Source organism: Hominiventricola sp. (assembly GCF_057604405.1).
The window spans coordinates 1-25,396 of record NZ_DBLYVB010000027.1; the positions used below are offsets into that span (position 1 = coordinate 1).

Sequence of the window (25,396 nt, forward strand, 5' to 3'; positions counted from 1 at the left end):
GACGTAAAAACAAGAAGTATCATCACAGTGGTTGCTCTGATGGCTTCCGGAATTACAGATTCTTCTTTAAAATATCATCTTCAAAATGCAAAAAATCATGGTGTAACACAAAAAGAGATTGCCACAGTAATCACACATGTCGCATTTTATGCAGGATGGCCAAAAGCATGGGCTGTTTTCAATCTTGCAAAGGAAGTGTGGGAGACAGGCGAAGGAGATTTGCCATACGAAGAGGAAGCGATGCGGGCGCATGCAAAAGAGATGGTATTTCCAATTGGTGCACCAAATGATGGCTTTGCACAGTATTTTTCTGGCAGAAGTTTTCTTGCACCGATTTCCACTTCTCAGGTTGGCATTTTCAACGTGACATTTGAACCCGGATGCAGGAATAATTGGCATATTCATCATGCAAAAAGCGGTGGCGGGCAGATCTTAGTATGTGTAGCCGGCCGAGGGTTTTATCAGGAAGAAGGCAGGGATGCGGTAGAAATGAAACCGGGTGACTGTATTAACATTCCGGTAGATGTAAAGCACTGGCATGGGGCCGCTCCGGATGAATGGTTTTCCCATCTGGCAATTGAGGTGCCGGGAGTGGATTGTTCCAATGAGTGGTGTGAGGCGGTATCGGAGAAAGAGTACGCTGGATTAAGATAAGGAGAGCACTATGGAATACGGTAAACTCGGAAATACAGATATAGAAGTGTCAAAATTATGTGTGGGCTGCATGAGTTTTGGGAAAGCTGGAACCATGCATGACTGGACGTTGGATGAAGCTGAAAGTGAGAATGTTATCAAGCATGCACTTGATTTGGGATATAACTTTTTTGATACGGCAAATGGATATTCAGCAGGAACAAGTGAGGAATATTTAGGTAAAGCATTGAAGAAAAATGTAGCGAGAAATCAGGTTGTGATTGCATCCAAGGTATATTTTAATGAAGGTCGTTTATCAAGACAGGCAATCATGAGGGAAATAGATGGAACTCTGTCACGTCTTGGAACCGACTATCTTGATTTATATATCATCCATAGATTTGACTATGATACACCAATTGAAGAAACTATGGAGGCACTGCACGATCTGGTAAAAGCAGGAAAGGTCAGGGCACTTGGTGCATCTGCCATGTATGGATATCAGTTTTATAATATGCAGTTAGCCGCAAGAGACAATGGATGGACACCATTTTCTGCGATGGAGAATCATTATAATTTGCTTTACAGAGAGGATGAGAGAGAATTGCTACCAATTTGTAAGCAAATGAAAGTTTCGTTAATGCCGTATAGCCCTCTTGCAGCCGGACATCTGGCAAGACCACAGTGGAAATCAGAGTCTCTTCGTGGAACCACGGATAGGGTTGCCATGGGAAAATATGATAAGACTGAAGCGGAAGACATGCAGATAGTTAAACGTGTAGCGGAGCTTGCCGAAAAGTATAACTGCAAAATGTCCCAGATAGCCATTGCATGGCAGTGGGCAAAGGGAATTCTATCGCCTATTATTGGGGCAACCAAAACGCAGTATCTGGATGATTCAGCCGGAGCATTTGACATTAAATTAACTGCCGAAGACCTTGCATATCTTGAAGAGCCATATGTTCCACATGAGATAGTTGGTGCAATTGATAAAAATCCGGCGCAAGGTGTTATTTTGCTTGATGAAAGAAATAATAAAGAACGAGGTGTAGCCATATGAAGAAATATTTATCAGTTATTCTGGAAATTATCCTCACAGCCTGTCTGGTTGCATGTGGTAGTTCTAACAAGGATTCCGTGAACGATGATAAACAAGAGGTAAGACTGGGAAAAATGAATATGCCAGAGCGTGAGGTTGTAGAATTGCTGAGTAACGGAGACGTAGAATTAAAAATTTCGAAAGAATGAAATTACTGTTTTTCTATACGAAGAGCTCGACAGATTTTAGATAATTGCGATCTGTGAAGGATTTGCAATTTTAGGAATGATATTTTTGATTATCAGTTGATAGTCAACTTCTAATTTATAGACCAAAAACAGAATACCGTTCCTTACATAGCAGTCATGCGCTTCGGTGTCTGGCTGCTAATTTTTTGCGAAAGGAGCAGTATCGAATGAAGCTTGTATTAGCGGAAATGCTCTCGGTTGCCATGAGTCTCTCGAAAGTGATCGGGGCAAATCAGTGCGGCTGCAAAAAGCCGGTGGAACGACTTTGGATTTCCTCGATGGAGGACAGTGCGATCCAGGAAGGCTTTCAGAAGCGCAGACCGGGAACAGAATATGATGCCTTAGCGGAATTCTCCGAACTGGAATTTCCGCCGGACTGATTTTTGCCGCCTGTGGGCGGCGTGTTGAGCATCCTGTTCAAATGCTTTCTGAAGGAGCGTTATCAGGATACGATCATCAAAGCCACAGGCTTTTCTGTGGTGTTTCTTGGAGCGGCAGGAACGTTCTCTAAAATGCTGACCATCGGGCCGGATGGAACTTTGAGCACGGAAGGCTCCATGGTAATGATCCTGTCGCTGGCACTGGGAGCGCTGCTGGGGGAACTGATTGATTTGGACCGGCAGTTTGAACGTTTCGGCGAGTGGCTCAAGCACAAGACGGGCAGCGACGGTGATAATCAATAAATCTGAAAAAGGAGGAATACTATACCAAGCAAAACCGAAGAATATCTTGCCCTTGCCCAACGCCCGGATGCCACCGCCTGTGCCGACTTTGACATCTGGAGCAACCGTATGAACCGCTATGTGCGCCGGGGTGCCAAGGGCATCGCCCTGTTGGATGAATCCAGCGGATTTCCGCGTCTGTACTGCATTTTCGATGTGTCGGATACCGGGGTGGTGCCGCTCGCCGCTGCAATGCAGAAAGGAGCCAATATGAATACGAACAGCAGGAACGTGACCTACTCGACCGTCTGGGACTACCAGCTCCCGAACCTGACCCTGAACCAGCCCCGGAAGCCGCTGGGCAAGTATGGGCAGGCTGCGCCGGACGTACCTGATGAACCATCGTTCGGTGCTGTACAACACGATGCTCCTGAACGGGAGCCTGTACCCACACCTGATGGAAGTGAAGCAGACGGCAGAGAATGCAGCCATAGAAGCGGAGAGCGAAAAGCCCTCCGCTTTTGTCATTTTGAGGATGAAATCGACCGGATGCTGCGGACAGGCTCTAATTTTGAGGGCGGAAAAATCCGTATTTATGCACTGTATCAGCAGCAAGGGGACGCGAAAGAACGAGCGGCATCCGAAACTGATTATTGCAGCTGTTAAAGGAATCTGGTACGTCATATCAGATAAATGGAAACTTGCAGTATTGCGTTCCAAATACGCTTAATATTTGCTTTGATACTATGATTCTCTGCGTATAGCAGCATAGTCCATGATGTCCTTGAGAAAAATGTGTCAACCAATCTTGATAACATCAATCCCTTTTAACTTCAGGTGATATTGTTTCAGTACATCTTTCAGCGTGATTTCTTGCATTCTTTGTTTCGTTGTTTTTGAATGGTCAGGTCGCAGTCTGGGTACAGAGCGATAAAAGCCAGAATATGAACAGCATCGCTAAGGCGGGTGTGATATTTCATGGTCTGATCTCCTTTTTACTTAATGTTATTTTTATTATAACAACATATTGACAGTGACGTTAGAGGATGCTAAGATGGTTTGAAGTAAGAATAAAAATAACATCAACTTGAAAGGAATGGTGACAATGAACTTCTATGATGATTTGGTCATGCAGACCCAGATGAATTATTCCAGGCACTATCATATATATGCTTCCGGCAGTACGCCTTATCAGCTGACTGACAAAAAGCCGCTTCCGTATGGCGAACAGATCCATCGGTTGGTACAGGAGGTAAAGGAAGCTGACTGTGTGGTAGTGGGCGGAGCCTCCGGTCTGTCCGCTGCCGGTGGCGGAGATTTTTACTACGAGGACAACGACTCCTACCGGAAATACTTCAGGCCTTTTGCGGAGAAGTACCACTTCAAAGGTGCTTTTGCAGGGATGATGCACTCTTGGGAGAGCCGGGAAGAGTATTGGGGGTATCTTGCCACTTTCCTTCACACCACCCAGACCGTACCTGTGCGTCATCCCTATCTGGATTTAGACGCTTTGCTGAAAGGCAAGGACTTCTTCATCCTTACCACTAACCAGGATACCCAGTTTGTCAAACTCTACCCGGAGGAGAAGGTGGCAGAGATCCAGGGGGATCACCGTTTCTTCCAGTGTGCCGCCTGTTGTACCGACGACACTTGGGATGCGGTAAAGCCGGTGGCTGATATGGTAGCCACTATGGGGGATGGCACGAAGATTCCCACGGATCTTATTCCCCGGTGCCCCCACTGCGGCGGTGAGGCATTCCCCTGGGTGCGAGGATATGGGAATTTTCTGCAAGGAAAGAAATATGAAGAACAGTACGAAAAAATTTCTCGCTACGTACTGGAGCATAAAGACAGCAAAATTTTGTTCCTGGAGTTGGGCGTTGGTCGAATGACTCCCATGTTTATCCAAGAACCTTTCTGGAACATGACCCTCAGCTTTCCCCATGCTCGATATATTGCCGTCAACAACAAGTATGACTTCCTGCCCAAGCAGTTGGAGGACAAGGGCATGACCATTGTGGCCGACATTGCTCAAGTGCTACGGGATGCACGGGATACCATGGAAAGCGGAGATAACGATCGATGAGGGGTGCAAACCAAGCGACGCTTCAGGAACTTGCCGAGCGTATTGATCAAGCAGATGCCGTTGTGATCGGAGGCGGCTCCGGCCTGTCAAGCGCGGCTGGATACGACCACTACCATTGGTCCCCGGCACTTTCGGAGGCATTGGCTCCCTTTCGCGAACAGTATGGCTTCACCTCCCCGCTGGCTGGATTCTACCATTGCTTTTCCAGCTATGGGGAACAGTGGGGGTATTACAGCCAATATATACGCTTCATGTGGGAAGCCCCTACTGGGCAGCCCTATCTGGACCTGCAAGCACTTGTTGCAGATAAATCTGTCTTTGTGCTGACCACTAATGTGGATCAGCAGTTTTTTCGGGTATTTCCCCAGAAACAAATTTGCGCCTTTCAGGGAGACTTTAGCTACTGCCAATGCAGTCAGCCCTGTCAGAATGATATTTGGGAAAACCGCGAACTGGTGAAGGAACTGACTGGTTGCTTGGTAGGCGTTCGCCTGCCGGAGGAGGCTGTTCCTCGTTGCCCGGATTGCGGGCGGGTGCTGGTGCCCTGGGTACGAGATGATACCTTCCTAGAGGGAACCTTCTGGCAGGATAGCCTGAACCGCTACCATAGATTCCTGCGACACTGGATAATGGATCAGTCCGACAAAAAAGTCCTGCTGTTGGAACTTGGCGTGGGTGAGATGACACCCAGTATCATCAAACTACCCTTCTGGGAACTTACTGCCAAAAACGAAAACGTCTTTTATACATGTCTTAATCGAGAGGCATCTCATAGGCCAGAGCATCTGCAGGGACGCAGCCTGTATCTGCAAGGAGATTTGGCGGAAACTCTAGCTGCCCTTCGGCAGGAGCGATCCATCGCAGCAACCATAAAATAGAAAAGGAGCGAACGAATATGATTGATTGGAACCCTATTGCGGAAAAATTCAGAGAAGCGGACGCTATCTTGATCGGGGCCAGTAACGGACTGTCTATCACCGAAGGACTGCATTTGTTTGCGGACAATGCGGCCTTTGAAAGATTGTTTGGGGATTTTAAACGGAAATACGGCCTTGGGTGCATTTTGCAGGGCATGATGGCCGGATGGCCCAGCGAGGAGGAAAAATGGGCCTTCTGGGCCCGGCTCATTCATCATTACTGCGGGCAGTACCAGCCTACGCCGGTAATGAACGATTTGAAGGCCGTTGTAGGAGAAAAAGATTACTTTGTCGTCACATCAAACGGGGAAGGTCACTTTGAACTGTGTGGCTTCGACCCGATGAAAATCTATGAAATCGAGGGCAACTGGTTTACAATGCAGTGTGCCCGTCCCTGCCACGATACCCTCTATTCAAGTTTAGAGGTGGCCGAAAAATTATCGGCTGCCGAACAGGGCGGCCATGTGCCTGCAGAGTTGGTGCCGCGCTGTCCCAAGTGCGGAGGTCCCGTGGACATCCACATGGGCGCGGGTCAGAGAATGATTCCGGATACCGCTGCCAAGGCACGGTTCCAAAACTTTCTGAAAACCTACCACGGAAAGAAACTGGTGGTTCTGGAGCTGGGCATTGGCTGGCGCAATCAGCTAATCAAAGCCCCAATGATGCGCCTGGTGGCCAGCGAGCCAAACGCCACTTATGTGACCATCAATCTGGGGGAGATCTACATTGCGGACAATATTAAAAAGAAGTCCTTCGGACTGGACGGGCGGCTGGATGAGCTGCTGCCTGCTCTCCGAGAGGCGTGCGAGGCATGACGATTTCGGAGCAAGTTCAAAATGATATACAAATGCATAAAAAGGTTAAAATCACTGTGCTGCGGACGGAATACTATCAGGAACTGGCAGAACAGTATGCAATTTCTAATTTGGGGATATGACCTTTTCATCAGAAAGGTCAAGTATTATACAGCGACGGCATCCGGCCTGTTATTTTTCTCTTGGAGGCGGAGTAAGGAATGCAATGGGCAGATGGAAAGATTCGATGCCATCTCAAAAGATTTGAAAAAGCGGGGCATGAAGTTTGTGGGACCCATCATCATCTATGCCTATTTGCAGGCGGTGGGAGTTATCAACTCTCATGAATCAGGTTGCTTCCTGAATCCTTCGCAGCAGTAGAAAATGCAGAAAATAAAACGCCGGGAAGCTGGTTTATACGATGGACTTTAAGGTGACTCCGCACATGCTGCGGCATACTCGGTTTCACTGACGATTTTGCGTAGACCGCTTCCACGGCGTTCCAGGTATTTCATGCGGTGGAACAGGTCAGAAATCACAGGGTTTCCCTCCTGTATTGCATATGGTAATATGTAAGTCATAGGTAGCAAACATTATTTGAAATTCCTAAGAGCTTTAAAAAGTTGAAAAATGCAGAATTGGGGAGAATAAGGAATGAAGTGGGCAGACGGAAAGATACGGTGTTGCTGGGCAAATCCGAAAAATGAACGATACATCCGTTATCATGACGAGGAATGGGGCGTACCGGTGCATGATGACCGGAAGCTTTTTGAAATGCTGATATTGGAGTGCTTTCAGGCCGGCCTGTCCTGGGAATGTGTTCTGAATAAGCGAGCTGCGTTTCGTGAAGCCTTTGATGGCTTTGATGTGGGGAAGGTTTGTGCTTATAATGAGGAAAAGCTGGAAGCACTGAGGAATAATTCCCATATTATACGCAACCGCCTGAAAATACAGGCGGCCGTTACCAATGCACAGGTATTCCACGAAATCCAGGAGGAATATGGCAACTTTTCAGACTACCTCTGGCATTGGACAGACGGCAGGGTGATTCGGGAAACAGGAAAAACAAGCTCGGAATTGTCTGATGTAATTTCCAAAGACTTAAAGAAGCGAGGCATGAAATTTGTGGGCACCACAGTGGTTTATGCATATCTGCAGGCCATCGGTGTGATCTGGTCGCATGAGGATGAGTGTTTTTTCAGGAAAATGTTGGAGGTATAGACTATATGGTTAGAAAAATTATGCGGGATCCTTTTTTCCTCGCACAGAAGTCAGAGGATGCCACGGAAGCTGATCAGCAGGTAGTAGTTGATTTGCTGGATACACTTAGAGCAAACCTGGATTGCTGTGTTGGTATGGCGGCAAATATGATTGGTGTTCGAAAAAATATCATTGTTGTAGCAGCGGGACCATTACAATTTGCCATGATCAATCCGGTTATTACGAAGAAAACAGGAGCATATCAGACGGAAGAGAGCTGTCTTTCACTGGATGGTGTGAGACCTTGCACACGATATAAAGAGATTGACGTAGATTATCTGGATCAGAACTTCAGAAAGCAGCATGGCAAGTATTCCGGCTGGACGGCACAGATTATTCAGCATGAAGTAGATCACTGCCGGGGCATTGTGATATGACGAAGGATGAATGGTCGATGTAAACTCACGCTTGAGCACGTCAATTATTGTCTTGCTGTCAGGAAAGATAGAAGTGTATAGAGGTATATGTTCGGACATTTTGGAGGTGGGTTATGAAAATAGAACACATTGCTTTATATGTAAAAGATCTGGAAACAGCCCGCAATTTCTTTGTGAAGTATCTGGGGGCAAAATCAAACGAAGGCTACCATAATTTGAAAACAAGTTTCCGCTCCTATTTTCTTTCGTTTGACGATGGGGCACGGCTTGAAATTATGAACAAGCCGGAAATGCCTGACTTTCCAAAGGAATTTGCTCGTACTGGGTATGCGCACATTGCATTCAGTGTAGGCAGCAAAGAAAAAGTGGATGCTTTGACTGCTGAACTGAAAGTGGACGGATATGAAGTAGTCAGCGGCCCCAGGACAACCGGGGATGGTTACTATGAAAGCTGTATTGTTGCAATCGAAGGCAATCAAATTGAAATTACAATTTGACCTTAATCAATCCGGATTTACATTAACTCTTGACAAGTAACCATTCGGTAACTATAATAAAGTTACCGAATGGTTACTTTTGTAAAGGAGATAATTATGGCAGAGGGTACAAAGGAACGGATTTTGAGAATCGCGCTGGAACTGTTTGCGCAGAACGGCTATCTGGGGACATCTATGAATGATATTGCAGGGCAGTTGGGATTTACGAAAGCTGCCTTATATAAGCACTATGTAAGCAAACAGGAAATCTTAGATAAGATTGTGGAACGAATGAACAAGATGGACTATGAGCGTGCTGAGGAGTATGAAATGCCGGAGACGGAACCAGACGGCTTTGCGGAAGCATATCTGCATACACCAATTCAAAAGATTCGCACATACAGCCTTGCCCAGTTTGATCATTGGACAAAGGAACCGTTTTCCTCCAATTTCCGCAAAATGCTGACGCTGGAGCAGTATCGTGATCCCAAGCTTGCACAGCTCTACCACGATTATCTGGCGGGTGGTCCTTTGGAGTACATGGCGGCCATCTTCCGCAAGTTGGTAGAGTCTGATGAGGACGCTATGCAGCTGGCGCTGGAATTCTATGGTCCAATGTATCTTTTATACAGTGTCTACGATGGTGCCGAGGAAAAAGAATCGGTTTCTTCTTTACTGGCTGCACATATTGATCACTTTATTGCCAAGGTTGAGTCTGATTACAGAAAGAAGGAAAGAACAACATGAAAGATGGCGAAGAAGAAAAACGCTGGGTCTTATGCCCGTGGTGCAAAGCCGATCATGCGCTGCGTCCTTTTTTGAAGGGAGGAAATTGAGAATGAAACTTTATTTTGGAAATGCCATAACTACGGCGACAACTTTGATGCTCTTTGCCCTGCTGGGCTTTATCAGCTGGTCGGTTCTCAATCGCACAAGCATTCAATATTGGGGGCGCAGGAGCACAGTTCTGCTGGTGTTCGGACTTGTGATATGTTGCTTTGCGGCAGCACGGGACGGGTTGGACAAGACCATTCAACACGCTATTGACGGCAGCTGTGCGCCGGGACTGTTTCCACTCATCAGCGTGCCTGCCATCGTTGGCTGTGTCGGCGCACTGTTGATTATTGTTGCTGCCATTGCTACGCCGATTGCAAAAACGCAAAAGATGCGTGAGGTTTGGTTCTATGTCATGTCGAGTGGCGCAGTGCTGAAAATCGTGACGATGGAGATTGCGCGGATCATTCTCTGAAGAGAAAAGGAGGAAAGTTATGTCAGAAAAGAACATTATCATTCGTCAGGAAACGAAAGACGATTACAGAGCCGTCGAAAATCTGACCCGAGAATCATTCTGGAATGTTTACCGGCCCGGCTGTATGGAGCACTATGTGCTGCACTGTTATCGGGATGACCCGGCATTTGTGCCGGAACTGGATTTTGTGATGGAACTGAATGGTGAACTGATCGGGCAGGTCATCTATGTGCGGTCGGAGATCGACTGTGACGATGGACGAAAGGTGTCGATCATGACCTTCGGCCCCATCGGCATCGCACCCGCATACAAGCGGCAAGGCTATGGAAAGCAGCTGCTCGACTATTCCATGGAAAAAGCCAGAGAAATGGGTGCAGGGGCGCTTGCCATTACCGGCAATATTGACTTTTACGGCAAGTCTGGCTTTGTTCCGGCCAAAACCAAGGGCGTGCGGTATGCCGACGACCCGGAGGCGGATTACTTCCTCATCAAGAAGCTGACGTCCGGCTTTTTGGACGGCATCTCCGGCACATACAAAGACCCAGAGGGGTATTTTGTCTGTGAGAAAGACCCGGAGGGGTTTGAACAGTTTGAAGCCACTTTTCCAGCAAAAGAAATACAGGAGCTGCCGGGACAGCTGTTTTGAAAAGGAGAAATAATGGCATCCAGTAAAGAGTATCTCACTGAACATTCATTGTACTTTCTACTAGAATCCAGTATAATAGACTCAAATTTAAACGCTTTTTCTGATGAGATAGCCGTACAGAATATGGACGCAAAATTTGAAAGACGCTTTCTCTCGTTTTGCAACTCATTAGATGGACTGGCAGAAGCAAGGCAGCGAGATCTCAGCGATTCCTTTGTTTTAAGTGGAACCAGTGCAAAATTCAGTATTACTTTCGACCTTGCATGGAAAGTTATGAGGGATATATTAGTACAATATTATGCAATAACTGGTTTTGTCGCGGGTTCTCCGCGAGAAGTTCTTCGGGAATCTTTTAAGGCAAATCTGATTTCTGATGACACGTGGATGGAAATGCTGAATGTGAAAAATAAATTAGCACATGATTATGATGGTGAAATTGTAAAGACGCACTGCCATGTAATCGTGGAAACGTATATTGACTTATTTTATGATTTTCGTAAATACGTAGAAAAAATATTACATGAGATATAACTTCCGGTTGTTGGACCGAAAACATAAAAGGGTGTGTCGTGGAGGTGCTGATCTATGAATTATATCCATATCACAAAGGAAAACATCGACAGAGAGCACATCTGCTGCGCCATGTCCGGCAAGCAGAGTGTTGCAAAAAAGGAATGGCTGAGACAGCGTTTTGATGATGGACTTGTTTTCTATCGCAGCGAGGAGCGCGGCAAATGCTTTATCGAATACATTCCGGCTGAAAACGCCTGGGTGCCTATTGCGGCAGATGGTTATCTTTACATTAACTGTCTATGGGTATCCGGCTCCATGAAAGGACATGGATATTCTAATGATCTGCTGGAGGCGTGCATCCGTGATGCCAGGGCGCAGGGAAAGAAAGGTATTTGCATTCTGTGTGCAGAAGGCCGCAAGCGGGAATTTCTCGCTGACCCGAAATTCCTTACTTACAAGGGGTTCCATGTGGCAGATATATCCGACTGCGGAATCAATCTTATGTACCTGCCTCTTATAGAGGGTGCAGAGTTGCCAAAATTTAAGGACTGTGCCAAGACCCCAAAGGCAGACGAAAAAGGCTTTGTCCTCTACTACACCGACCAGTGCCCTTACACTTACTATTGGGTACCGAAGGTACAGGAGGTGGCGAAGGAACATGGTATCCCCTTCAAGGCCATCCATATCACTGACAAAGAATCGGCACAGAATGTACCTGCACCAGTCACGACCTATGCTCTGTTTCGGAACGGCCAGTTCCTGACACAGAGTATTCAGTCAGATAAAAAATTCCTGGCCTATTCCATAAACGAGGAGGATATAGGGTGAAGCAGAAAACGGAAATCATTTATGAGAATACGGTTGCAGGGACATTCGTCCGCAGAATCAATCGTTTCACAGCGGAGGTTCTGATTGACGGAGAGACGGAGCTTGTTCATGTGAAAAATACGGGGCGTTTGCAGGAACTTCTGTTGCCGGAAGCAAAGGTGACGCTGCAGAAGAAATTGAATGAGAATCGAAAAACAGCATATGATCTGATTTCTGTATATAAGCCAAAATTGAAATGGGTGAATATTGACAGCCTGGCGCCAAATGCTCTGATGAAACAGCAGTTAACAAGCCTGAATTACGATCTGGTGAAGCCAGAATACACTTATGGAAATTCCAGAATTGATTTTTACATGGAACGCAATGGCGAAAAATTCCTGACGGAAGTGAAAGGCTGCACTCTGGCGGATGATTTGCATCCGGGTACAGGATTGTTCCCGGATGCACCAACAGAGCGAGGCGTAAAACATTTGTACGAACTGGCAAAGGCGGCAAAGGAAGGCTACCATTGTACAATCGCCTTTGTGATTCAGATGAATGGAATTCATCGGGTGATTCCAAACGAGGCGAAACAGCCAGAGTTTAAGGAGGCCCTTGTGAAGGCTGCGAAGGCAGGTGTTCAGATTGTTTGTTATAGTTGTCATGTTGAAGCCGAAAGCATAAAGATCACAGCAGTAACCGGATATATGTAGCCATTACGGCCAATACCGGGAGAGATAAGGAACCTAAAAAGATAAACAAAATCAGGAAAATGTTTTCATAGTATGAAATCATAAGCCAGAGCATCAGAACACTCAAAAACAGTATTATAAAAGCAAGGACAGCGAGCAGGATAATCCCTCCCCATAACTGTTTTCTGGTTGGAAGAATGATCTGAGAGGTAACATTTTCTTCTGCATCATCTGAATGCTTTCTCTGAAGTTTGTTCTGAATTGCCCTATAGCGCTTGATATTGCGAAGCACGACAGGCAGATTCAGAACAAACAGGAGAAGACAGATTCGACTTGACAGATCTGGATGAGCATGGGCGGCTAATGTAATCACAAATCCAAGGAAAAGTGAAAGTGATATGCTGACAGCGGCAACAGTACCGGTCATTACCCCTAATTTCGAGTATATATAGATGTACTCATATTTCGTGCAACCTTTTTTCATATGAAGTCTCCAATCTCTATGTCTATTTTTATTTCTTTAATTCTTCCCAGTCTGGACCAAGCTGCAGGCTGCCGTCCGTGCTGGCTACAAAGGTATTTCCATTTTTATAGATATGATCATATTTCACGTCTGCCTGATAGGCATTCCCATAGGAATCACGGTAATGTTCTACGCCACGGATACCGTCGGTGGAGTGGTCATAGATGTGCTCCATCTGGCGGCTGTGATCCTGGCAGGCCTGGTTTACGATATCTGAGGTCTGGGAAAGCGTGTGGGAAAGGTTTTGGGAAGCATGGATCGCATTCTGCTGTCTGATCATGGCTCCCTGAAGCTGTATCTGCCGAGCGCGCTGGAGTTCCTCATCCTGAAGGGCAAAGTAGAGAGGGCCATACTTCAGCTCCTTCAGGAAACGGTCAAAGACAGCTTCACAGGAGGAAGTGGCAGAGGCGGAGGAATGACAGAGAATCAGGGCATCGAAGGCCCGCCCCCAATTGGATGTATCCAGACCGCCAATGCCGTACATGGCACCCATAAAGGCGGTTCCTTTTTTCAGAAAATCCGTAATCCGGTCTGTGGAAGACGCAGAAGAATTTTTGGGAACCCGTGCAAGTATCGTGGCAAAATAGCCCTCATAAAGCTGCCCGCCTGCTGAGACGCGAAAAGCGAACTTGCCGGGAAATACGTTTGCCTGTTTCTGAAGTTTCTGAGATGCCGTCTGCTGAAACCGAAGAGCCTTTGTCTGAAGGGTTTCTGCAGGCAGCGGATAGAGCTCCGGTTCAGAGAGGGAACCCGGAAGAATCTGGGAGGTGATACCTGCAATCCGCCGTCGGGCATACTGGGGAAGTTCGAGCCACCGGCAGTTGCAGGCCATGGACATGGGATCCAGCTGATACTCACCTCCCGAGGAAAGTCCAGGAATTCCCATAGAGGAAAAAATAGAGGCTTTCGGCGCGGAATCTTTGTAGAAGGCGAAAGGATAGAACAGAAGCTGGGCAGACATATCCTGTGGAAAAAGCTGTAGTCCCTTGCAGACGGTGGCCAGTGTGGAGATGGAATCATTGTCATCAAAGATGCGGTAATCCCATCCGGAAGGAAGGTAGGACTGAAACAGTGCACCTCGTCCGCCATAGTTGATGACATGGACGGAATTTTCCTGCCGGTTGTGAGAATTCAGAATGTATTCGGTGCCGCAGTAGGGGCAGCGGATTCGTTCGGCGCCTTCTGCAACATGCATTGGACTTCCGCAGTTTCTGCATTTTACTTCCTGATATTCCATAGAATGATGCTCCTTTCGGTGGTGATTATGACCGGGTGTGATACTTTTGTCTGTAGTCTAACATAAGTGAAAAAGGTCTTGCAGTTGACAAATGTTTCATTCCTGATCTGAAAATAAAAAATTGAAAAAGCAGAAAAAAAGAAGCAAGGAAAAAGATTGAGACGAATGTCACCTTGTCTGCATGAGACTTTTGTTTATAATAAAATTATCAGAAAGAAGGTAATTCAAAAGATAAACGGAGTGAAGATAGATGAAATGGTGCAGATCAAATGGAAGGGTGCTGACGCTGATGCTGGCCCTTGCTTTTTTCAATTTTATTTTTCTGGGGATCGAATATCAGTTTGATAATATGATGGCACTGGTTACCGGACCGGAACAGGTGGTGACGGCCCAGGGCTATGTGCTGGGAGCCAGCGTGCTGGGCTTTTTGCTTTACCCGGCTGCTGCTTCCTGTATAAAAGAAAAATTTGGGCAGATTGTTGTGTTTGCAGGAGCATTGGCAGGGGTGATTTGTATTTTTGTAATCTGGCAGCATAACTCCTATGGTACGATTCTGGCGGCGGGCTGTATCTGTTTTATTCTGATGGGTATGGCAGGCAGCGCGGTACATTATTATCTCCCCAGGGAGGCGGAGCCTGAGCATCTGGCGAAGGCTGTCGGCATATCTTATGCGGTAGGAATCCTTCTTCAGTTTCTTAATAATAATCTCATAAAAAATGATACGGCAGAGTCTGTGGTTCTGGCTGTCTCAGCAGCGGTGTTTTCTGTATTGCTGTTAAACGCGGAGAATGGAATGTCAGAAGCAGAAAGTGCATCGGAAAGCACATCGAAAAGCTCCGGGCATGCGGGTCTCTGGCTGATTCTTCTTGTGATATTGATCACCTGTATTTTTTCTACGCTGGATGCAGCAGTGACACTGGGACACGTATCTGGCAGTGCAGATGTGGGACAATGGCCAAGACTGCTGCTTGCAGGAAGCGGTCTTCTGGCGGGTGTTTTCTTTGACGGCCGGGAACGCCGGTATGGAAATATACTGATGTATTGTGTGACGGTTTTGTCGGTGCTCTCTATTGTGGTACTGGAAAATGGTGGCCCTTTTTTGGCAGGACTGGTTGTGTTTTATCTGTCAGCCGGGTTCTTTGTTGTATTTTTTACGGTAAGCTTTATGCGGCTTTCGACCCGGATGAAGTGCCCGAAGCTCTGGGCAGGTCTTGGAAGGGCTGTGAACAACATCTGTGCTTTTGCTACAGGATCACTGTCACTTCGGCTCATACGGTCAGAAAACCAGATACTGCGGGATGGTGTGTTGCTGGTACTATTTGTTTTGATCAGTATTGCATTTTTCGTTTACAGTAATGCTCTGTATATGCAGGAAAAGAAAGAACCGGAGAGCAGCGGGACAAAGCCTGGAGAGGAAGAAAGTCTGGAAATGTTTGCTGTGTCGTTTTCTCTGACAGAGCGGGAAAAAGAGGTGTTGGAGGTGCTGCTGGTATCTGATGAAAACGTTCAGGACATTGCGGAGACACTGATGATTTCCAGAGCAGCACTGTATCGGCATATTGCCAGCCTTAATGAGAAAACCGGAACAAAGTCCAGAATCGGACTGGTTCAGTTTTACTATCGATATCACAGGAGGAATGGAGGATGAAAAAGAAACATCATTACAGAATGCTTTTCGTCCTGCTGGCAGCAGGACTGCTTTGCAGTTGCGGAATCGCCGCAAAAAAGGAAGCTCCCCGGCTGGAAACCTATAACGGCTTTGCTTACACCGAAGAGAACGGACAGAAAAAATACATTCTGGAAACTCGGAATGATATTCGGCTTCATTGCTTTTTTCAGTCGGGGTCTGAAGAATATGAGGAAGTAATTTACGATCTGGAGCTTTCAGAAGAGGAAGGAGCTTCCGAGAAAGTTACCCGTGTGATGCAGGAACAGGGAGAAGATCTGACACCGTCCTTTACGAAATTTGACTTCGTTTTTTATCCGGAAAAGGTGGTTATGACGGTAGAACGAAACACCGATCTGATGGCCGGAGGTGATTCGGACAACATTCAGACAGGAACCTATACCCTGTTTGCTTCCGACTGGATGCCGGATACTTCTGCAACAATGGAAAAGCAGGACATTCTGGCACCCTATCAGAGTATCGAACTGGCGGCTATGGCCCGTGCTTATTATTTGAAGGAAAGTAATTTTCTGGCGCCGGAGGTGGAATGTGTGAAGAATGACGATGGCACGACCACCATTCACCTTTATGAGATTGTGGAGGACGATGAGGAGACCAGCCATACTGGTACTTCTGCCTGGTATACAGTGGACGGATATGGAAAGGGAAAGGATGATGTAATGGGAAATACGGTGGAGTTTCCGGCCATGTCCCTGGGTGAGATCGCACAATATGTGAAAACTCCCATAGCACTTACCTACAGTGAGGAGGGTGAGGCTCATAATGAATGGCAGATTACCGATGCAGCTACCATCGATGCCTGTATGAAGGCTCTGAAGCAGCTTGTCGTCGGGGAGGAGACAGAGCTTCGCACCATGGATGCCGGAGAGACTCTTGCTTTCCAAATGGAGGACGGAAATGTCTGGACACTGGATTTTGAAGCCGGAAACCTGTTGAGAAATAACACTTGTTATGAGACAGAGGGCTGGAAGAATGTTCAGAATGTGATATGGGATGATCTTGTGGAGGAGGGACTGCGATGAGATTACGAGATGAAAAAAAGGCAGGAGCATTGCTGCTTGCGGCGCTTTTACTGACCGGATGTGGCGGAGCAGCAGATACAGCATCAAATGTGGAAACGGGTACCGCAGCGGATGCTGCAACGATTGCTGCTGCAGACACTGCAGCAGGAACCTGGGAGCTTGTGAGCATGACCTATAATGGTATGACTGTCGGAAAGGAGGATCTGGAAGAGATGGGCACTGCCATGACGCTGGAACTCCTGGAGGACGGTACCGGAACCATGGATTATGATGGGACGGTCTATGACCTGACCTGGGACGACAGCAGCATTACCATGGAAGATGTGGCAGATTCTTATACGTTGGAGGATGGTGTGCTGATTCTGGCAAATGATGATACAGAGATGGTATTTGAACGGCCAGGAAGCGTGGCAGCTGTGACTGCACCGGATGAAGAAGAGGGGGAAGAAACCTTGCCGGATGGAGAAGAGGGACAGGCAGCTGCGGCAGATTCGAAGACTGAGACCGCTGTCGAGGGCAACTGGACAGTCGTTCCGCTGGCATCTGCTCAGGAGCTGGTGCCTTATAGTTGCACGGAATTCAGTATGAATATTCCGGAAGGCTGGAATGTGAGATCTTCTGCCATGTACACCGGTATGTTTCATGCGATTCACGTTTTTGATCCGGAGAATCCGGTAAATCAGATTTTCTTTATGTTAAAAATGGAACCATTATTTTCAGATGAAAATTCCCGGGCGATGATGGCGCTTTCCAGTGATTTGTTTGGAAAATATCCCATTCTTACGAATGTATCGACACAGGGAGTCTTTGAAATATTCCCACAGTTTGCAGACGCAATGAATGCAACTGCTGATTATGCGGATATTCAGACACCGTACATTGCAGATTTTTCTGTAACAGAGAGTTTTGAAAGCACTCAGGGAATGAGCAGCGTTGCTATTTCACCCTCCATTCTTCGGGCTGATTTTACGCAGGATGGTACGGCGGGAGAGGGAATGTTTACAGCGGACGTAGTTCCCTTTGCCATGGGCACAGGAATGGGATATTATTCTGTCTATAATCTGACAGTCCTCAGTGCAGAAAAGGGAACCTTTCAGGACTGGCAGCCTACTTTGAACAAAGTCCTCAGCAGTCTTAATTATACGCCGGAGTTCCAGAGCTTTGCCATGTCCCAGAGCAATCAGGCGGCCTCTACTTCCCAGTCTCTCAGCCAGTCAGCCAGTGAGATGTCCGACAGCATCATGTCTTCCTGGGAAAACCGGAATCGGAGCCAGGATATCATGAGCCAGAAGCAGAGTGATGCCACCCTGGGTTACGAGCGCATCGTGGACACTGAGACCGGAAATATTTACAAAATTGACAACGGTTTCACCGACTGGTATGACGGATCCCGTTACAAGTCCATCACTGATGATCAGTATACGGATTCGGTGGAAGCAGTGATTCATTGGAAGTAGGGTCATTGATTTTTTAAGGCATTTGCGGTATCATGGCATGGTATAGTTTGGGATAAATAAAAGGGGTAGAGAGGGATTAAGAAATGGAAAAAAGAAACGCAAAAGCCTTATTGCCTATCGCGGTGTTTGTGGTTTTATATCTGGGACTGGGGATTCTGTTTGAATATGGCCTGAAGATCGAGATGGGATTTTACAAAATTCCTGTTGTGATTATATTTTTGCTTGCACTGCTTGTTGCATGTCTGCAAAACCGGAAATTAGGCCTGAATGATAAACTGAAAATAATGGGAGTTGGAATCAGCGATCCGAACATTATTACCATGATCATTATATTTATGCTGGCTGGAATTTTTGTGGGTGTTGTTGGAAGAACATCAGCAAACAGTGTGGCATATTTTATTCTGTCACTGATACCGCCTCAGTTTGCGGTTGTGGTGCTTTTTGTAGTAAGTTGTTTTGTATCACTTGCAATGGGGACTTCCGTAGGAACCATTACTTTAATTACTCCGATTGGAATAGCCGTGTCGCGGGCATCGGGGTTTGACCTGCCGCTTTGTATTGCGACAGTCATGGGTGGTGCAATGTTTGGGGATAATCTGTCCTTTATCTCTGATACGACAATTGCCGCATGTAATGGACAGGGTTGTAAGATGACAGATAAATTTAAGGAAAATTTCTTCATTGCACTTCCGGCAGCAATTGTCAGTCTGGTGATTATTTACAGTCTGTCTGTGAAAAATTACAGTGGCGGAGTTGTGCAGGAAGAATATCATCTGATTCAGGCAATTCCTTATATACTGGTGCTGGCGGGAGGCATTCTTGGCTTAAATGTGTTCCTGGTACTGATTACAGGAATCATAAGTGGCTCCATCATCATGATTGCGACAGGGATGATCGTGCCGACGGATTTGCTTGGAAATATGGGAGACGGGGCAGCAGGCATGTTTGAAACCAGCATGGTTGCCATTCTGGTAGCGTCTATCTGTGCACTGATCAAAGAATATGGTGGATTTGCCGCATTGCTGTACTGGATAAAAAAGGTGTTCAAAGGAAGAAAAGGCGGACTCCTTGGCATGGGTCTGCTGGTAGGTCTGATGGATATTGCAACGGCGAATAATACAGTCGCAATTGTTATGGCAAATCCAATTGCAAAAGAAATGTCAGGAAACTATGGGATCAGCAATAAGAAAGCAGCATCTATTCTGGATACATTTTCCTGTATCTTTCAGGGAATTCTTCCTTATGGAGCACAGATGCTGGTTGCCATCTCAGCGGCTTCCGGCCTAGGTGAGACAGTCAGTGCATTTGATATTCTGCCAAGGTTGTTTTACCCGTATATGTTGTTCATCAGTTCCCTTGTCTTTATTTCTTTTGAAAAAAATGCATAACTGGAAAAACAGATAGAAAAAGAAGGCGAAAGCAATGTTCGGAGAATGTCATGCCCATGTAATCATGGACGGAATCAATTATAAAGCAGCGGTGGCACTTCATAAAGATGGTGTCTGCGAGGCAGCAGTCCGCGCCCATCTTAAGGAATGGAAAGACGCTGGAATAACCTTTGTGCGGGATGGCGGAGATGCGCGCGGAGCGTCCAAAAAAGCAAAAGAACTGGCGCCGGAGTATGGGATTGATTACCGTACTCCGGTGTTTGCCATTCATAAACGTCATCATTACGGTGGTATTGTAGGATTGCCCTTTGATACGTGGACAGAGTATGAGGCACTGGTCCTAAGAGCGAAAGAGGAAGGCGCTGACTTTATCAAGATTATGGTCAGTGGGATTCTGGATTTTGCCCACGCGGGAACATTGACAGAAGATGGTCTTGACCGGGAATCAATTCGCAGAATGATCGGTACAGCACATGATGCTGGGATGGCAGTCATGGCTCATTGCAATGGCAATCAGACCTGTTATGAGACACTGGAAGCGGGCGTTGACAGTCTGGAACATGGATTTTTCATGGAAGAAGAGACATTGCATCTGCTGGCAGAAAAAGGAACAGCCTGGATGCCGACCTTCGCACCGGTGGGTAATCTGCTTGGATGCGGACGCTTCCCGGATGAGGAAGTACAGAAGAATCTGGAACGGCAGATGGAAAATGTGCGGAAAGCGATGACGCTGGGAGCGCATATCGGACTTGGAAGTGATGCCGGAGCTTACCTGGTTCCCCATGGAGAGGGAACCGTGGATGAACTCCATTATCTTTCAAAGGCTGGTGTGACGGAAGAAGTGCTGCAGCAGACCGAGCAGCAGGTGAAAACCTTATTCAAATAACGTCATCAGATCCGAAAACTCTTTAATGACATAATCTTTTCTTTCTACTTTCCCGAATCCATAGGAGGCGTGGCAGAATTTCACGCCGGCTTCTTCGGAAGCCTGGCGGTCGCCGTCAATGTCGCCTACATAGACAGGGTTCTGCAGATGATTCCGGTCAGCGACAAGACGGATATTGGGACCTTTGGGAAGGCCGGTACCGCCGGGGCATTCAGAATCGGTAATGCAGTCGGTAAGGCCGGTTTTCTCCAGAAAGAGTTCAATATAGCCTGACTGACAGTTGCTGACGATAAAGAGCGGAACCTTTTGACACAGGGCTTTCATAGTCTCTGCCACGCCCGGATAGAGGATGTTCTGCGTGGATGCGCGGAGAAGTTCATGCTCGCGCTCGCAGCATTCATTAATCAGGTCATAGCGCTCCTTTTCTTCCAGAAATGGAAATACCATATCGGCAATGACCGGCAGCGGGCGGCCAAAAAGCTGTGTCAGCTGCTTCGCGGTAAAACGGAACGGGATATCATCCCGCTTTTCAATAATCTCATTCCATGCCTCTGCGACAATGGGGGTGGAATTCCATAAGGTTCCATCAATATCTAAAATAATACCATCGGTTTTCATGTAAATCTCCTTCATTCAGGTTTTCTTAAGAATTTGTACTATTTTCCATAATATAAAATTAAGTAGGAGAAATCAAGGTTTTATGTTATACTAACCTTTATGAAATACGAAAAAACAGAAGAATTACGGGAAGTAAAGCGGGAAGCTGTTCACGCTATGACAGAAGAGACATCATTGGAACAGATTGTAATGCCGCTGCTTTCATGGTATGATGGGCATGCACGTGTGCTGCCCTGGAGAGAAAATACGGCGCCTTATCGGGTGTGGGTATCTGAGATTATGCTGCAGCAGACCCGTGTGGAGGCTGTGAAGCCGTTTTTTGAGCGTTTTATGAAAGCACTGCCGGATGTGTCAGCACTGGCAGCGTGTCCGGAGAACGAGCTTCTGAAACTTTGGGAGGGGCTTGGCTACTATAACCGGGTGCGGAATATGCAGAAGGCTGCGCAGATCATTATGACAGAATACAGCGGAGAATTTCCGGCAGATTTTGAAAAGCTTCTGGCATTGCCGGGGATCGGCAGTTATACAGCAGGAGCAATCTCTTCCATTGCCTTTGGTATTCCCATGCCTGCCGTGGACGGAAATGTGCTGCGTGTCATTTCCAGAGTGAAGGCAAGCTATGAGGATGTGCTGAAGCAGTCAGTAAAAAATGCCATGGAAGCGGAGATCCGAGAGCTGATTCCCAAAGAGCGGGCGGGTGATTTTAATCAGGCGCTCATTGAGATCGGAGCCATTGTCTGCGTGCCAAACGGAAAGGCGAAGTGTGAAGAATGTCCACTGGAATTCTGCTGCCGGGCAAGAGCGGAAGGAATCGTAGACGAGCTTCCGAAGAAAAAGGCAAAGAAAGAACGTCGGATCGAAGACCGGACGGTGCTGATTTTAAAAGACGGAGACCGGGTAGCAATCCGGAAACGGCCGGCAAAAGGGCTGCTGGCAGGACTTTATGAACTTCCAAATCTGGATGGAAACTTAAGTGAGCAGCAGGTGCTGGAGCAGGTGAAAGAATGGGGATTATCGCCCCTTCGAATCTTGCCGCTTGCGGGAGCAAAACACATTTTCAGTCATGTGGAATGGCATATGACGGGGTATGCTGTGAGTCTGGAAGAAACAGATCATATGGAAGATTCCGGATTTTTATTTATAGAAACAAAAGAAACTGAGAGCAGTTATCCGATTCCGGCAGCATTTGCGGCCTATGCAGAGTATCTGGATATTGCACTGGGAGAAGAAAAATACAGGAAAGGTAAAGAAGTATAAAATGAAGTTATTATCAATCGCAGTTCCTTGTTACAATTCGGAAGGTTATATGAGAAATTGCATCGAATCTCTGCTTCCGGGCGGAGAAGAGGTGGAGATTATCATTGTGGATGATGGTTCTACCAAAGACAGAACCGCAGAGATTGCAGATGAGTATGCTGCCAAATATCCGACCATTGTCAAAGCGGTACATCAGGAAAACGGTGGTCACGGACAGGCTGTCAATACCGGCCTGAAAAATGCTACCGGTCTCTATTTCAAAGTCGTGGACAGTGATGACTGGCTGGATAAGGATAATTATCCGAAGGTGCTGGCGAAGCTGGCAGAACTGGTACATCAGGGAAATGCACCGGATATGATGATCTGCAACTATATTTATGACAAGCAGGGAGCAAAACATAAAAAGGCAGTGCGCTATGCATCGGCATTCCCGTTAGATGAGGTATTTACCTGGAGAGATGTAAAACATTTCCGTCTGGGACAGTACATTCTTATGCACTCTGTGATTTACCGTACCCATATGTTGAAAGAATGTGGACTGGAGCTGCCGAAACATACCTTCTATGTGGATAACATTTTCGTATATTATCCGCTGCCCTATGTGAAGACGCTTTATTATATGGATATTGATTTGTATCATTACTTCATTGGCAGAGCAGATCAGTCAGTTAATGAGCAGGTTATGATTGGTCGTGTGGATCAGCAGATCAAAGTCAACAGGATTATGATTGATCAGTATGACATGAAAACGATTCAGCCAGTAAAGCTGAGAAAATATATGACTAGCTATCTGGATATTATGATGACGGTATCCTCTATTATGCTGATTCGTTCCGGTACGGAAGAAAGTCTTACAAAGAAAAAAGACCTGTGGCAGTACCTTAAGAAAAAGGATGCAGGTCTTTACTACAAATTATATTTCGGTATCTTTGGCCGTGCTATGAATCTCCCGGGCAAGGGTGGACGAAAAGTTTCCGTGATTGCCTATAAGCTTGCAAATAAAGTCATGGGCTTTAACTAAAAAGTTTGTATGGTAAACGATGTGGTTCATAATAGTACCAAATAAAATACCAAGAATCACATCAATGCAGGAATGCTGTTTAATAAACATAGTGGACAGGATGATGGACACGCACAGGATGCGTGAAAGTCGGACGGTCCACTTTTTTTGCAGCAACTCCGGGCTGTGCATAACAGCCATATGTGCCCCTATGGAGTTGAATACATGGATGCTGGGAAGAATGTTAGTAGATGTATCTGCCCAGTAAATAAAACACACCAGTTTGATGAAAATATTGTCCCGGTCAAATTCCAGCGGACGGAGCAGATGTCCGTTAGGGTAAATGGTGGAAATGATGAGAAACAGTGTCATTCCTGTATAAATAAAAGAAATATAGCGGAAAAACTGTTTTCGGTCATGTAAGAACATCCACACGTACACAGTTGCAATATATGCAAACCACAGCAGGTAAGGAATAATAAAATATTCACAGAACGGAATATAATCATCCAGCGGAAAATGAATCACGTGGTAAGGTTCGTTTGCCCGGCTTTCCAGCCAGACAAACCAGATCATATAAACAATAAAATAAGAAACAGCCCATATATAAGGATATTTCTTAACAAAGTCCTTTAATTTAACAGACATGAAAGACCTCCTCTGATGTAAAAAAGCTTTCTGTTCACGGTATGATAGCATATGAAAAAGAAGAACTCAAGAGGGGAAAGCTGAATAATTCTGAAGAAATACGGAAAATCGAGAGCTTTTTACAAGAAAAGGTCCGGTCTTGACAAATTGAGGGTGTATATGGTATTCTATGAGCCGTTGTAAAGCCCATAAAAACAAGGTCGTACAGGGCTTTCAAGGCGGTCACCGCCTTAAAATGTGCCGAGTGTTCGTGACCTTCCACTCGTAAAACAAAACTAAAGGAGAAAACAGAATATGAAAACAAACAACAAGGTACTTTTTATGACCCAGGCTGCTATGATTGCAGCAATCTACGTGGTGCTCTGTCTGGTATTTGAGCCGATCAGTTACGGCGCAATTCAGACCCGTGTGGCAGAGGCACTGACGGTGCTGCCCTTCTTCACTCCGGCAGCCATTCCGGGACTCTTTATTGGATGCCTCATTGCCAATGTGCTCGGCGGTGGTATTCTGCTGGATGTGGTGGCAGGAAGTCTGACCACTCTTGCAGCGGCATATCTTACCTGGATGTTTCGCGGAAAGAGCAAATTCCTGGCAAGCGTTCCGCCGGTTGTTCTCAACGCCATTGTTATTCCGTGGGTGCTGAAATTCGGATATGGCGAACCCCTTCCGATTCCGTTCCTGATGGTGACGGTAGGTCTTGGTGAGATCCTGACAGCAAGCATTATGGGAACCGTACTGCTGTGTGTATTGGCACGGTATAAAGGTGTGATTTTCAAAAATACAACGTCAGCAGCATAAAAAGACGAAATAGAAAAAAGCTGTGAAATCCGAAAAGGTTTCGCAGCTTTTGTTTTTGTAAAAATGGAAAAAGACAAAAAGAAAACTGTGTATGAAATCATACACAGTTCATAAAGCAGTGGATAGGGGAATCGAACCCCTGTTTCCGCCGTGAGAGGGCGGCGTCTTAACCGCTTGACCAATCCACCATACGGTTTTAACAAATATTCGATATAAAGCAGTGGATAGGGGAATCGAACCCCTGTTTCCGCCGTGAGAGGGCGGCGTCTTAACCGCTTGACCAATCCACCATTTTTAATGCCGCATTTCGTCGACTTGCTTACTTTAACACAATCAAAACAAAAATGCAAGCATTATTTTTGGAAAATTACATATTGAAAATTTCAAAAGTAAATTCCACCGTCCGCTTATGCGGTGGAATTTACTCCTACATGAGTGGAGTTTAATCTTTCATATATTCGTGCTATGCTCATGAA

30 protein-coding genes, 2 tRNA genes and 2 pseudogenes are annotated in these 25,396 nt (G+C 46.3%); 27 read left to right on the forward strand and 7 right to left on the reverse strand.

Translation table 11 applies throughout. The annotated features are described in order from the left end of the window. The 10 genes and pseudogenes from ACZMB2_RS12375 to ACZMB2_RS12420 form a co-directional block, all read left to right on the forward strand. Positions 1–654, forward strand: a 654-nt coding sequence (locus ACZMB2_RS12375; protein WP_487596973.1) for a carboxymuconolactone decarboxylase family protein, incomplete at its 5' end; no start/stop codon positions are given. Between the two features lie 10 nt (positions 655–664). After that, positions 665–1,693: an aldo/keto reductase gene (locus ACZMB2_RS12380; protein ID WP_487596974.1), complete on the forward strand. Its 1,029-nt coding sequence runs from the start codon at positions 665–667 to the stop codon at positions 1,691–1,693. Next, complete coding sequence (locus tag ACZMB2_RS12385) at positions 1,690–1,881, forward strand: hypothetical protein (RefSeq protein ID WP_015526519.1); 192 nt, start codon at positions 1,690–1,692, stop codon at positions 1,879–1,881. Before ACZMB2_RS12380 ends, ACZMB2_RS12385 begins: the two co-directional genes overlap by 4 nt. Before the next feature lie 269 nt (positions 1,882–2,150). Continuing rightward, a pseudogene (locus ACZMB2_RS12390) lies at positions 2,151–2,270 on the forward strand (toprim domain-containing protein); the annotation flags it as partial. A 42-nt stretch (positions 2,271–2,312) separates the two neighbouring features. Beyond that, positions 2,313–2,603 (forward strand): DUF554 family protein, encoded by a 291-nt coding sequence (locus ACZMB2_RS12395; RefSeq protein ID WP_487596999.1) that lies wholly within the window; start codon positions 2,313–2,315, stop codon positions 2,601–2,603. A 373-nt stretch (positions 2,604–2,976) separates the two neighbouring features. Next, on the forward strand, positions 2,977–3,312 hold the full coding sequence (locus ACZMB2_RS12400) for a hypothetical protein (protein WP_487597000.1): 336 nt from the start codon (positions 2,977–2,979) through the stop codon (positions 3,310–3,312). A 366-nt stretch (positions 3,313–3,678) separates the two neighbouring features. After that, positions 3,679–4,668: an SIR2 family NAD-dependent protein deacylase gene (locus ACZMB2_RS12405; RefSeq protein ID WP_487596975.1), complete on the forward strand. Its 990-nt coding sequence runs from the start codon at positions 3,679–3,681 to the stop codon at positions 4,666–4,668. Further along, positions 4,665–5,546 carry an SIR2 family NAD-dependent protein deacylase gene (locus tag ACZMB2_RS12410; RefSeq protein WP_487596976.1) on the forward strand — a complete coding sequence of 294 codons (882 nt, stop codon included), beginning with the start codon at positions 4,665–4,667 and terminating at the stop codon, positions 5,544–5,546. The genes ACZMB2_RS12405 and ACZMB2_RS12410 overlap by 4 nt, the downstream gene beginning before the upstream one ends. Before the next feature lie 17 nt (positions 5,547–5,563). Beyond that, on the forward strand, positions 5,564–6,400 hold the full coding sequence (locus tag ACZMB2_RS12415) for an SIR2 family NAD-dependent protein deacylase (protein WP_487596977.1): 837 nt from the start codon (positions 5,564–5,566) through the stop codon (positions 6,398–6,400). A 96-nt stretch (positions 6,401–6,496) separates the two neighbouring features. Next, positions 6,497–6,760: a DNA-3-methyladenine glycosylase I gene (locus tag ACZMB2_RS12420; RefSeq protein ID WP_487596978.1), complete on the forward strand. Its 264-nt coding sequence runs from the start codon at positions 6,497–6,499 to the stop codon at positions 6,758–6,760. Between the two features lie 77 nt (positions 6,761–6,837). On the opposite strand, the pseudogene ACZMB2_RS12425 reads toward ACZMB2_RS12420, so the two are convergent. Continuing rightward, positions 6,838–6,924 (reverse strand): annotated as a pseudogene (locus ACZMB2_RS12425) (ATP-binding protein); the annotation flags it as partial. A 109-nt stretch (positions 6,925–7,033) separates the two neighbouring features. Between ACZMB2_RS12425 and ACZMB2_RS12430 the strand changes: the two are divergent. The 9 genes from ACZMB2_RS12430 to sfsA all read left to right on the forward strand — a co-directional run bounded on the left by ACZMB2_RS12430 (position 7,034) and on the right by sfsA (position 12,420). Next, positions 7,034–7,600 (forward strand): DNA-3-methyladenine glycosylase I, encoded by a 567-nt coding sequence (locus ACZMB2_RS12430; protein WP_487596979.1) that lies wholly within the window; start codon positions 7,034–7,036, stop codon positions 7,598–7,600. A gap of 5 nt (positions 7,601–7,605) precedes the next feature. Beyond that, on the forward strand, positions 7,606–8,016 hold the full coding sequence (locus ACZMB2_RS12435) for a peptide deformylase (RefSeq protein WP_487596980.1): 411 nt from the start codon (positions 7,606–7,608) through the stop codon (positions 8,014–8,016). Positions 8,017–8,129: 113 nt separating this feature from the next. After that, a complete protein-coding gene (locus ACZMB2_RS12440) occupies positions 8,130–8,513 on the forward strand; it encodes a VOC family protein (RefSeq protein WP_308458562.1) in 384 nt (127 codons plus the stop codon). A gap of 96 nt (positions 8,514–8,609) precedes the next feature. After that, on the forward strand, positions 8,610–9,239 hold the full coding sequence (locus tag ACZMB2_RS12445) for a TetR/AcrR family transcriptional regulator (RefSeq protein ID WP_487596981.1): 630 nt from the start codon (positions 8,610–8,612) through the stop codon (positions 9,237–9,239). A gap of 91 nt (positions 9,240–9,330) precedes the next feature. Beyond that, positions 9,331–9,741, forward strand: a complete 411-nt coding sequence (locus tag ACZMB2_RS12450) for a hypothetical protein (RefSeq protein WP_487596982.1) — start codon at positions 9,331–9,333, stop codon at positions 9,739–9,741. A gap of 19 nt (positions 9,742–9,760) precedes the next feature. Further along, positions 9,761–10,387 (forward strand): GNAT family N-acetyltransferase, encoded by a 627-nt coding sequence (locus ACZMB2_RS12455; protein ID WP_487596983.1) that lies wholly within the window; start codon positions 9,761–9,763, stop codon positions 10,385–10,387. 12 nt (positions 10,388–10,399) lie between these two features. Next, on the forward strand, positions 10,400–10,918 hold the full coding sequence (locus ACZMB2_RS12460) for an HI0074 family nucleotidyltransferase substrate-binding subunit (protein ID WP_487596984.1): 519 nt from the start codon (positions 10,400–10,402) through the stop codon (positions 10,916–10,918). Between the two features lie 54 nt (positions 10,919–10,972). Next, positions 10,973–11,728, forward strand: coding sequence for a YoaP domain-containing protein (locus tag ACZMB2_RS12465; RefSeq protein WP_487596985.1), 756 nt, complete (start codon positions 10,973–10,975; stop codon positions 11,726–11,728). Further along, positions 11,725–12,420 carry a DNA/RNA nuclease SfsA gene (sfsA, locus tag ACZMB2_RS12470; protein WP_487596986.1) on the forward strand — a complete coding sequence of 232 codons (696 nt, stop codon included), beginning with the start codon at positions 11,725–11,727 and terminating at the stop codon, positions 12,418–12,420. Before ACZMB2_RS12465 ends, sfsA begins: the two co-directional genes overlap by 4 nt. Here the strand turns inward: sfsA and ACZMB2_RS12475 are convergent. Continuing rightward, a complete protein-coding gene (locus tag ACZMB2_RS12475) occupies positions 12,395–12,883 on the reverse strand; it encodes a hypothetical protein (protein WP_487596987.1) in 489 nt (162 codons plus the stop codon). The two genes, sfsA and ACZMB2_RS12475, sit on opposite strands and share 26 nt — an antisense overlap. A 28-nt stretch (positions 12,884–12,911) precedes the next feature. After that, positions 12,912–14,159: a TFIIB-type zinc ribbon-containing protein gene (locus ACZMB2_RS12480; protein WP_487596988.1), complete on the reverse strand. Its 1,248-nt coding sequence runs from the start codon at positions 14,157–14,159 to the stop codon at positions 12,912–12,914. 250 nt (positions 14,160–14,409) lie between these two features. Between ACZMB2_RS12480 and ACZMB2_RS12485 the strand changes: the two genes are divergently transcribed. From ACZMB2_RS12485 to ACZMB2_RS12505, 5 genes are all read left to right on the forward strand, one after another. Then, entirely contained in the window at positions 14,410–15,807 is a 1,398-nt protein-coding gene (locus ACZMB2_RS12485) for a LuxR C-terminal-related transcriptional regulator (protein WP_487596989.1), read from the forward strand. After that, complete coding sequence (locus ACZMB2_RS12490) at positions 15,804–16,868, forward strand: hypothetical protein (protein ID WP_487596990.1); 1,065 nt, start codon at positions 15,804–15,806, stop codon at positions 16,866–16,868. The genes ACZMB2_RS12485 and ACZMB2_RS12490 overlap by 4 nt, the downstream gene beginning before the upstream one ends. Then, positions 16,865–18,325, forward strand: a complete 1,461-nt coding sequence (locus ACZMB2_RS12495) for a hypothetical protein (RefSeq protein WP_487596991.1) — start codon at positions 16,865–16,867, stop codon at positions 18,323–18,325. Before ACZMB2_RS12490 ends, ACZMB2_RS12495 begins: the two co-directional genes overlap by 4 nt. Positions 18,326–18,408: 83 nt before the next feature. Beyond that, the gene (locus ACZMB2_RS12500) at positions 18,409–19,713 is read left to right on the forward strand and encodes a Na+/H+ antiporter NhaC family protein (RefSeq protein WP_487596992.1); all 1,305 of its coding nucleotides are present in this window, start codon (positions 18,409–18,411) and stop codon (positions 19,711–19,713) included. Positions 19,714–19,747: 34 nt separating this feature from the next. After that, positions 19,748–20,599 (forward strand): amidohydrolase family protein, encoded by an 852-nt coding sequence (locus ACZMB2_RS12505; RefSeq protein WP_487596993.1) that lies wholly within the window; start codon positions 19,748–19,750, stop codon positions 20,597–20,599. Here ACZMB2_RS12505 and ACZMB2_RS12510 read toward each other — a convergent pair. Further along, positions 20,588–21,232, reverse strand: coding sequence for an HAD family hydrolase (locus ACZMB2_RS12510; protein WP_487596994.1), 645 nt, complete (start codon positions 21,230–21,232; stop codon positions 20,588–20,590). The two genes, ACZMB2_RS12505 and ACZMB2_RS12510, sit on opposite strands and share 12 nt — an antisense overlap. An 84-nt stretch (positions 21,233–21,316) precedes the next feature. Here ACZMB2_RS12510 and mutY point away from each other — a divergent pair, with 84 nt between their 5' ends. Continuing rightward, the gene (gene mutY / locus ACZMB2_RS12515) at positions 21,317–22,474 is read left to right on the forward strand and encodes an A/G-specific adenine glycosylase (RefSeq protein ID WP_487596995.1); all 1,158 of its coding nucleotides are present in this window, start codon (positions 21,317–21,319) and stop codon (positions 22,472–22,474) included. Between the two features lies 1 nt (position 22,475). Further along, the gene (locus ACZMB2_RS12520; protein ID WP_487596996.1) at positions 22,476–23,495 is read left to right on the forward strand and encodes a glycosyltransferase family 2 protein; all 1,020 of its coding nucleotides are present in this window, start codon (positions 22,476–22,478) and stop codon (positions 23,493–23,495) included. Here the strand turns inward: ACZMB2_RS12520 and ACZMB2_RS12525 are convergent. After that, on the reverse strand, positions 23,388–24,122 hold the full coding sequence (locus ACZMB2_RS12525) for a phosphatase PAP2 family protein (protein WP_487596997.1): 735 nt from the start codon (positions 24,120–24,122) through the stop codon (positions 23,388–23,390). The two genes, ACZMB2_RS12520 and ACZMB2_RS12525, sit on opposite strands and share 108 nt — an antisense overlap. Before the next feature lie 294 nt (positions 24,123–24,416). Between ACZMB2_RS12525 and ACZMB2_RS12530 the strand changes: the two genes are divergently transcribed. Next, positions 24,417–24,920: a QueT transporter family protein gene (locus tag ACZMB2_RS12530; RefSeq protein WP_487596998.1), complete on the forward strand. Its 504-nt coding sequence runs from the start codon at positions 24,417–24,419 to the stop codon at positions 24,918–24,920. Positions 24,921–25,036: 116 nt separating this feature from the next. Here the strand turns inward: ACZMB2_RS12530 and ACZMB2_RS12535 are convergent. Then, positions 25,037–25,108 (reverse strand) — tRNA-Glu (locus ACZMB2_RS12535). A gap of 30 nt (positions 25,109–25,138) precedes the next feature. Then, positions 25,139–25,210: transfer RNA gene (locus ACZMB2_RS12540), tRNA-Glu, on the reverse strand. Between the last annotated feature and the right edge of the window lie 186 nt (positions 25,211–25,396).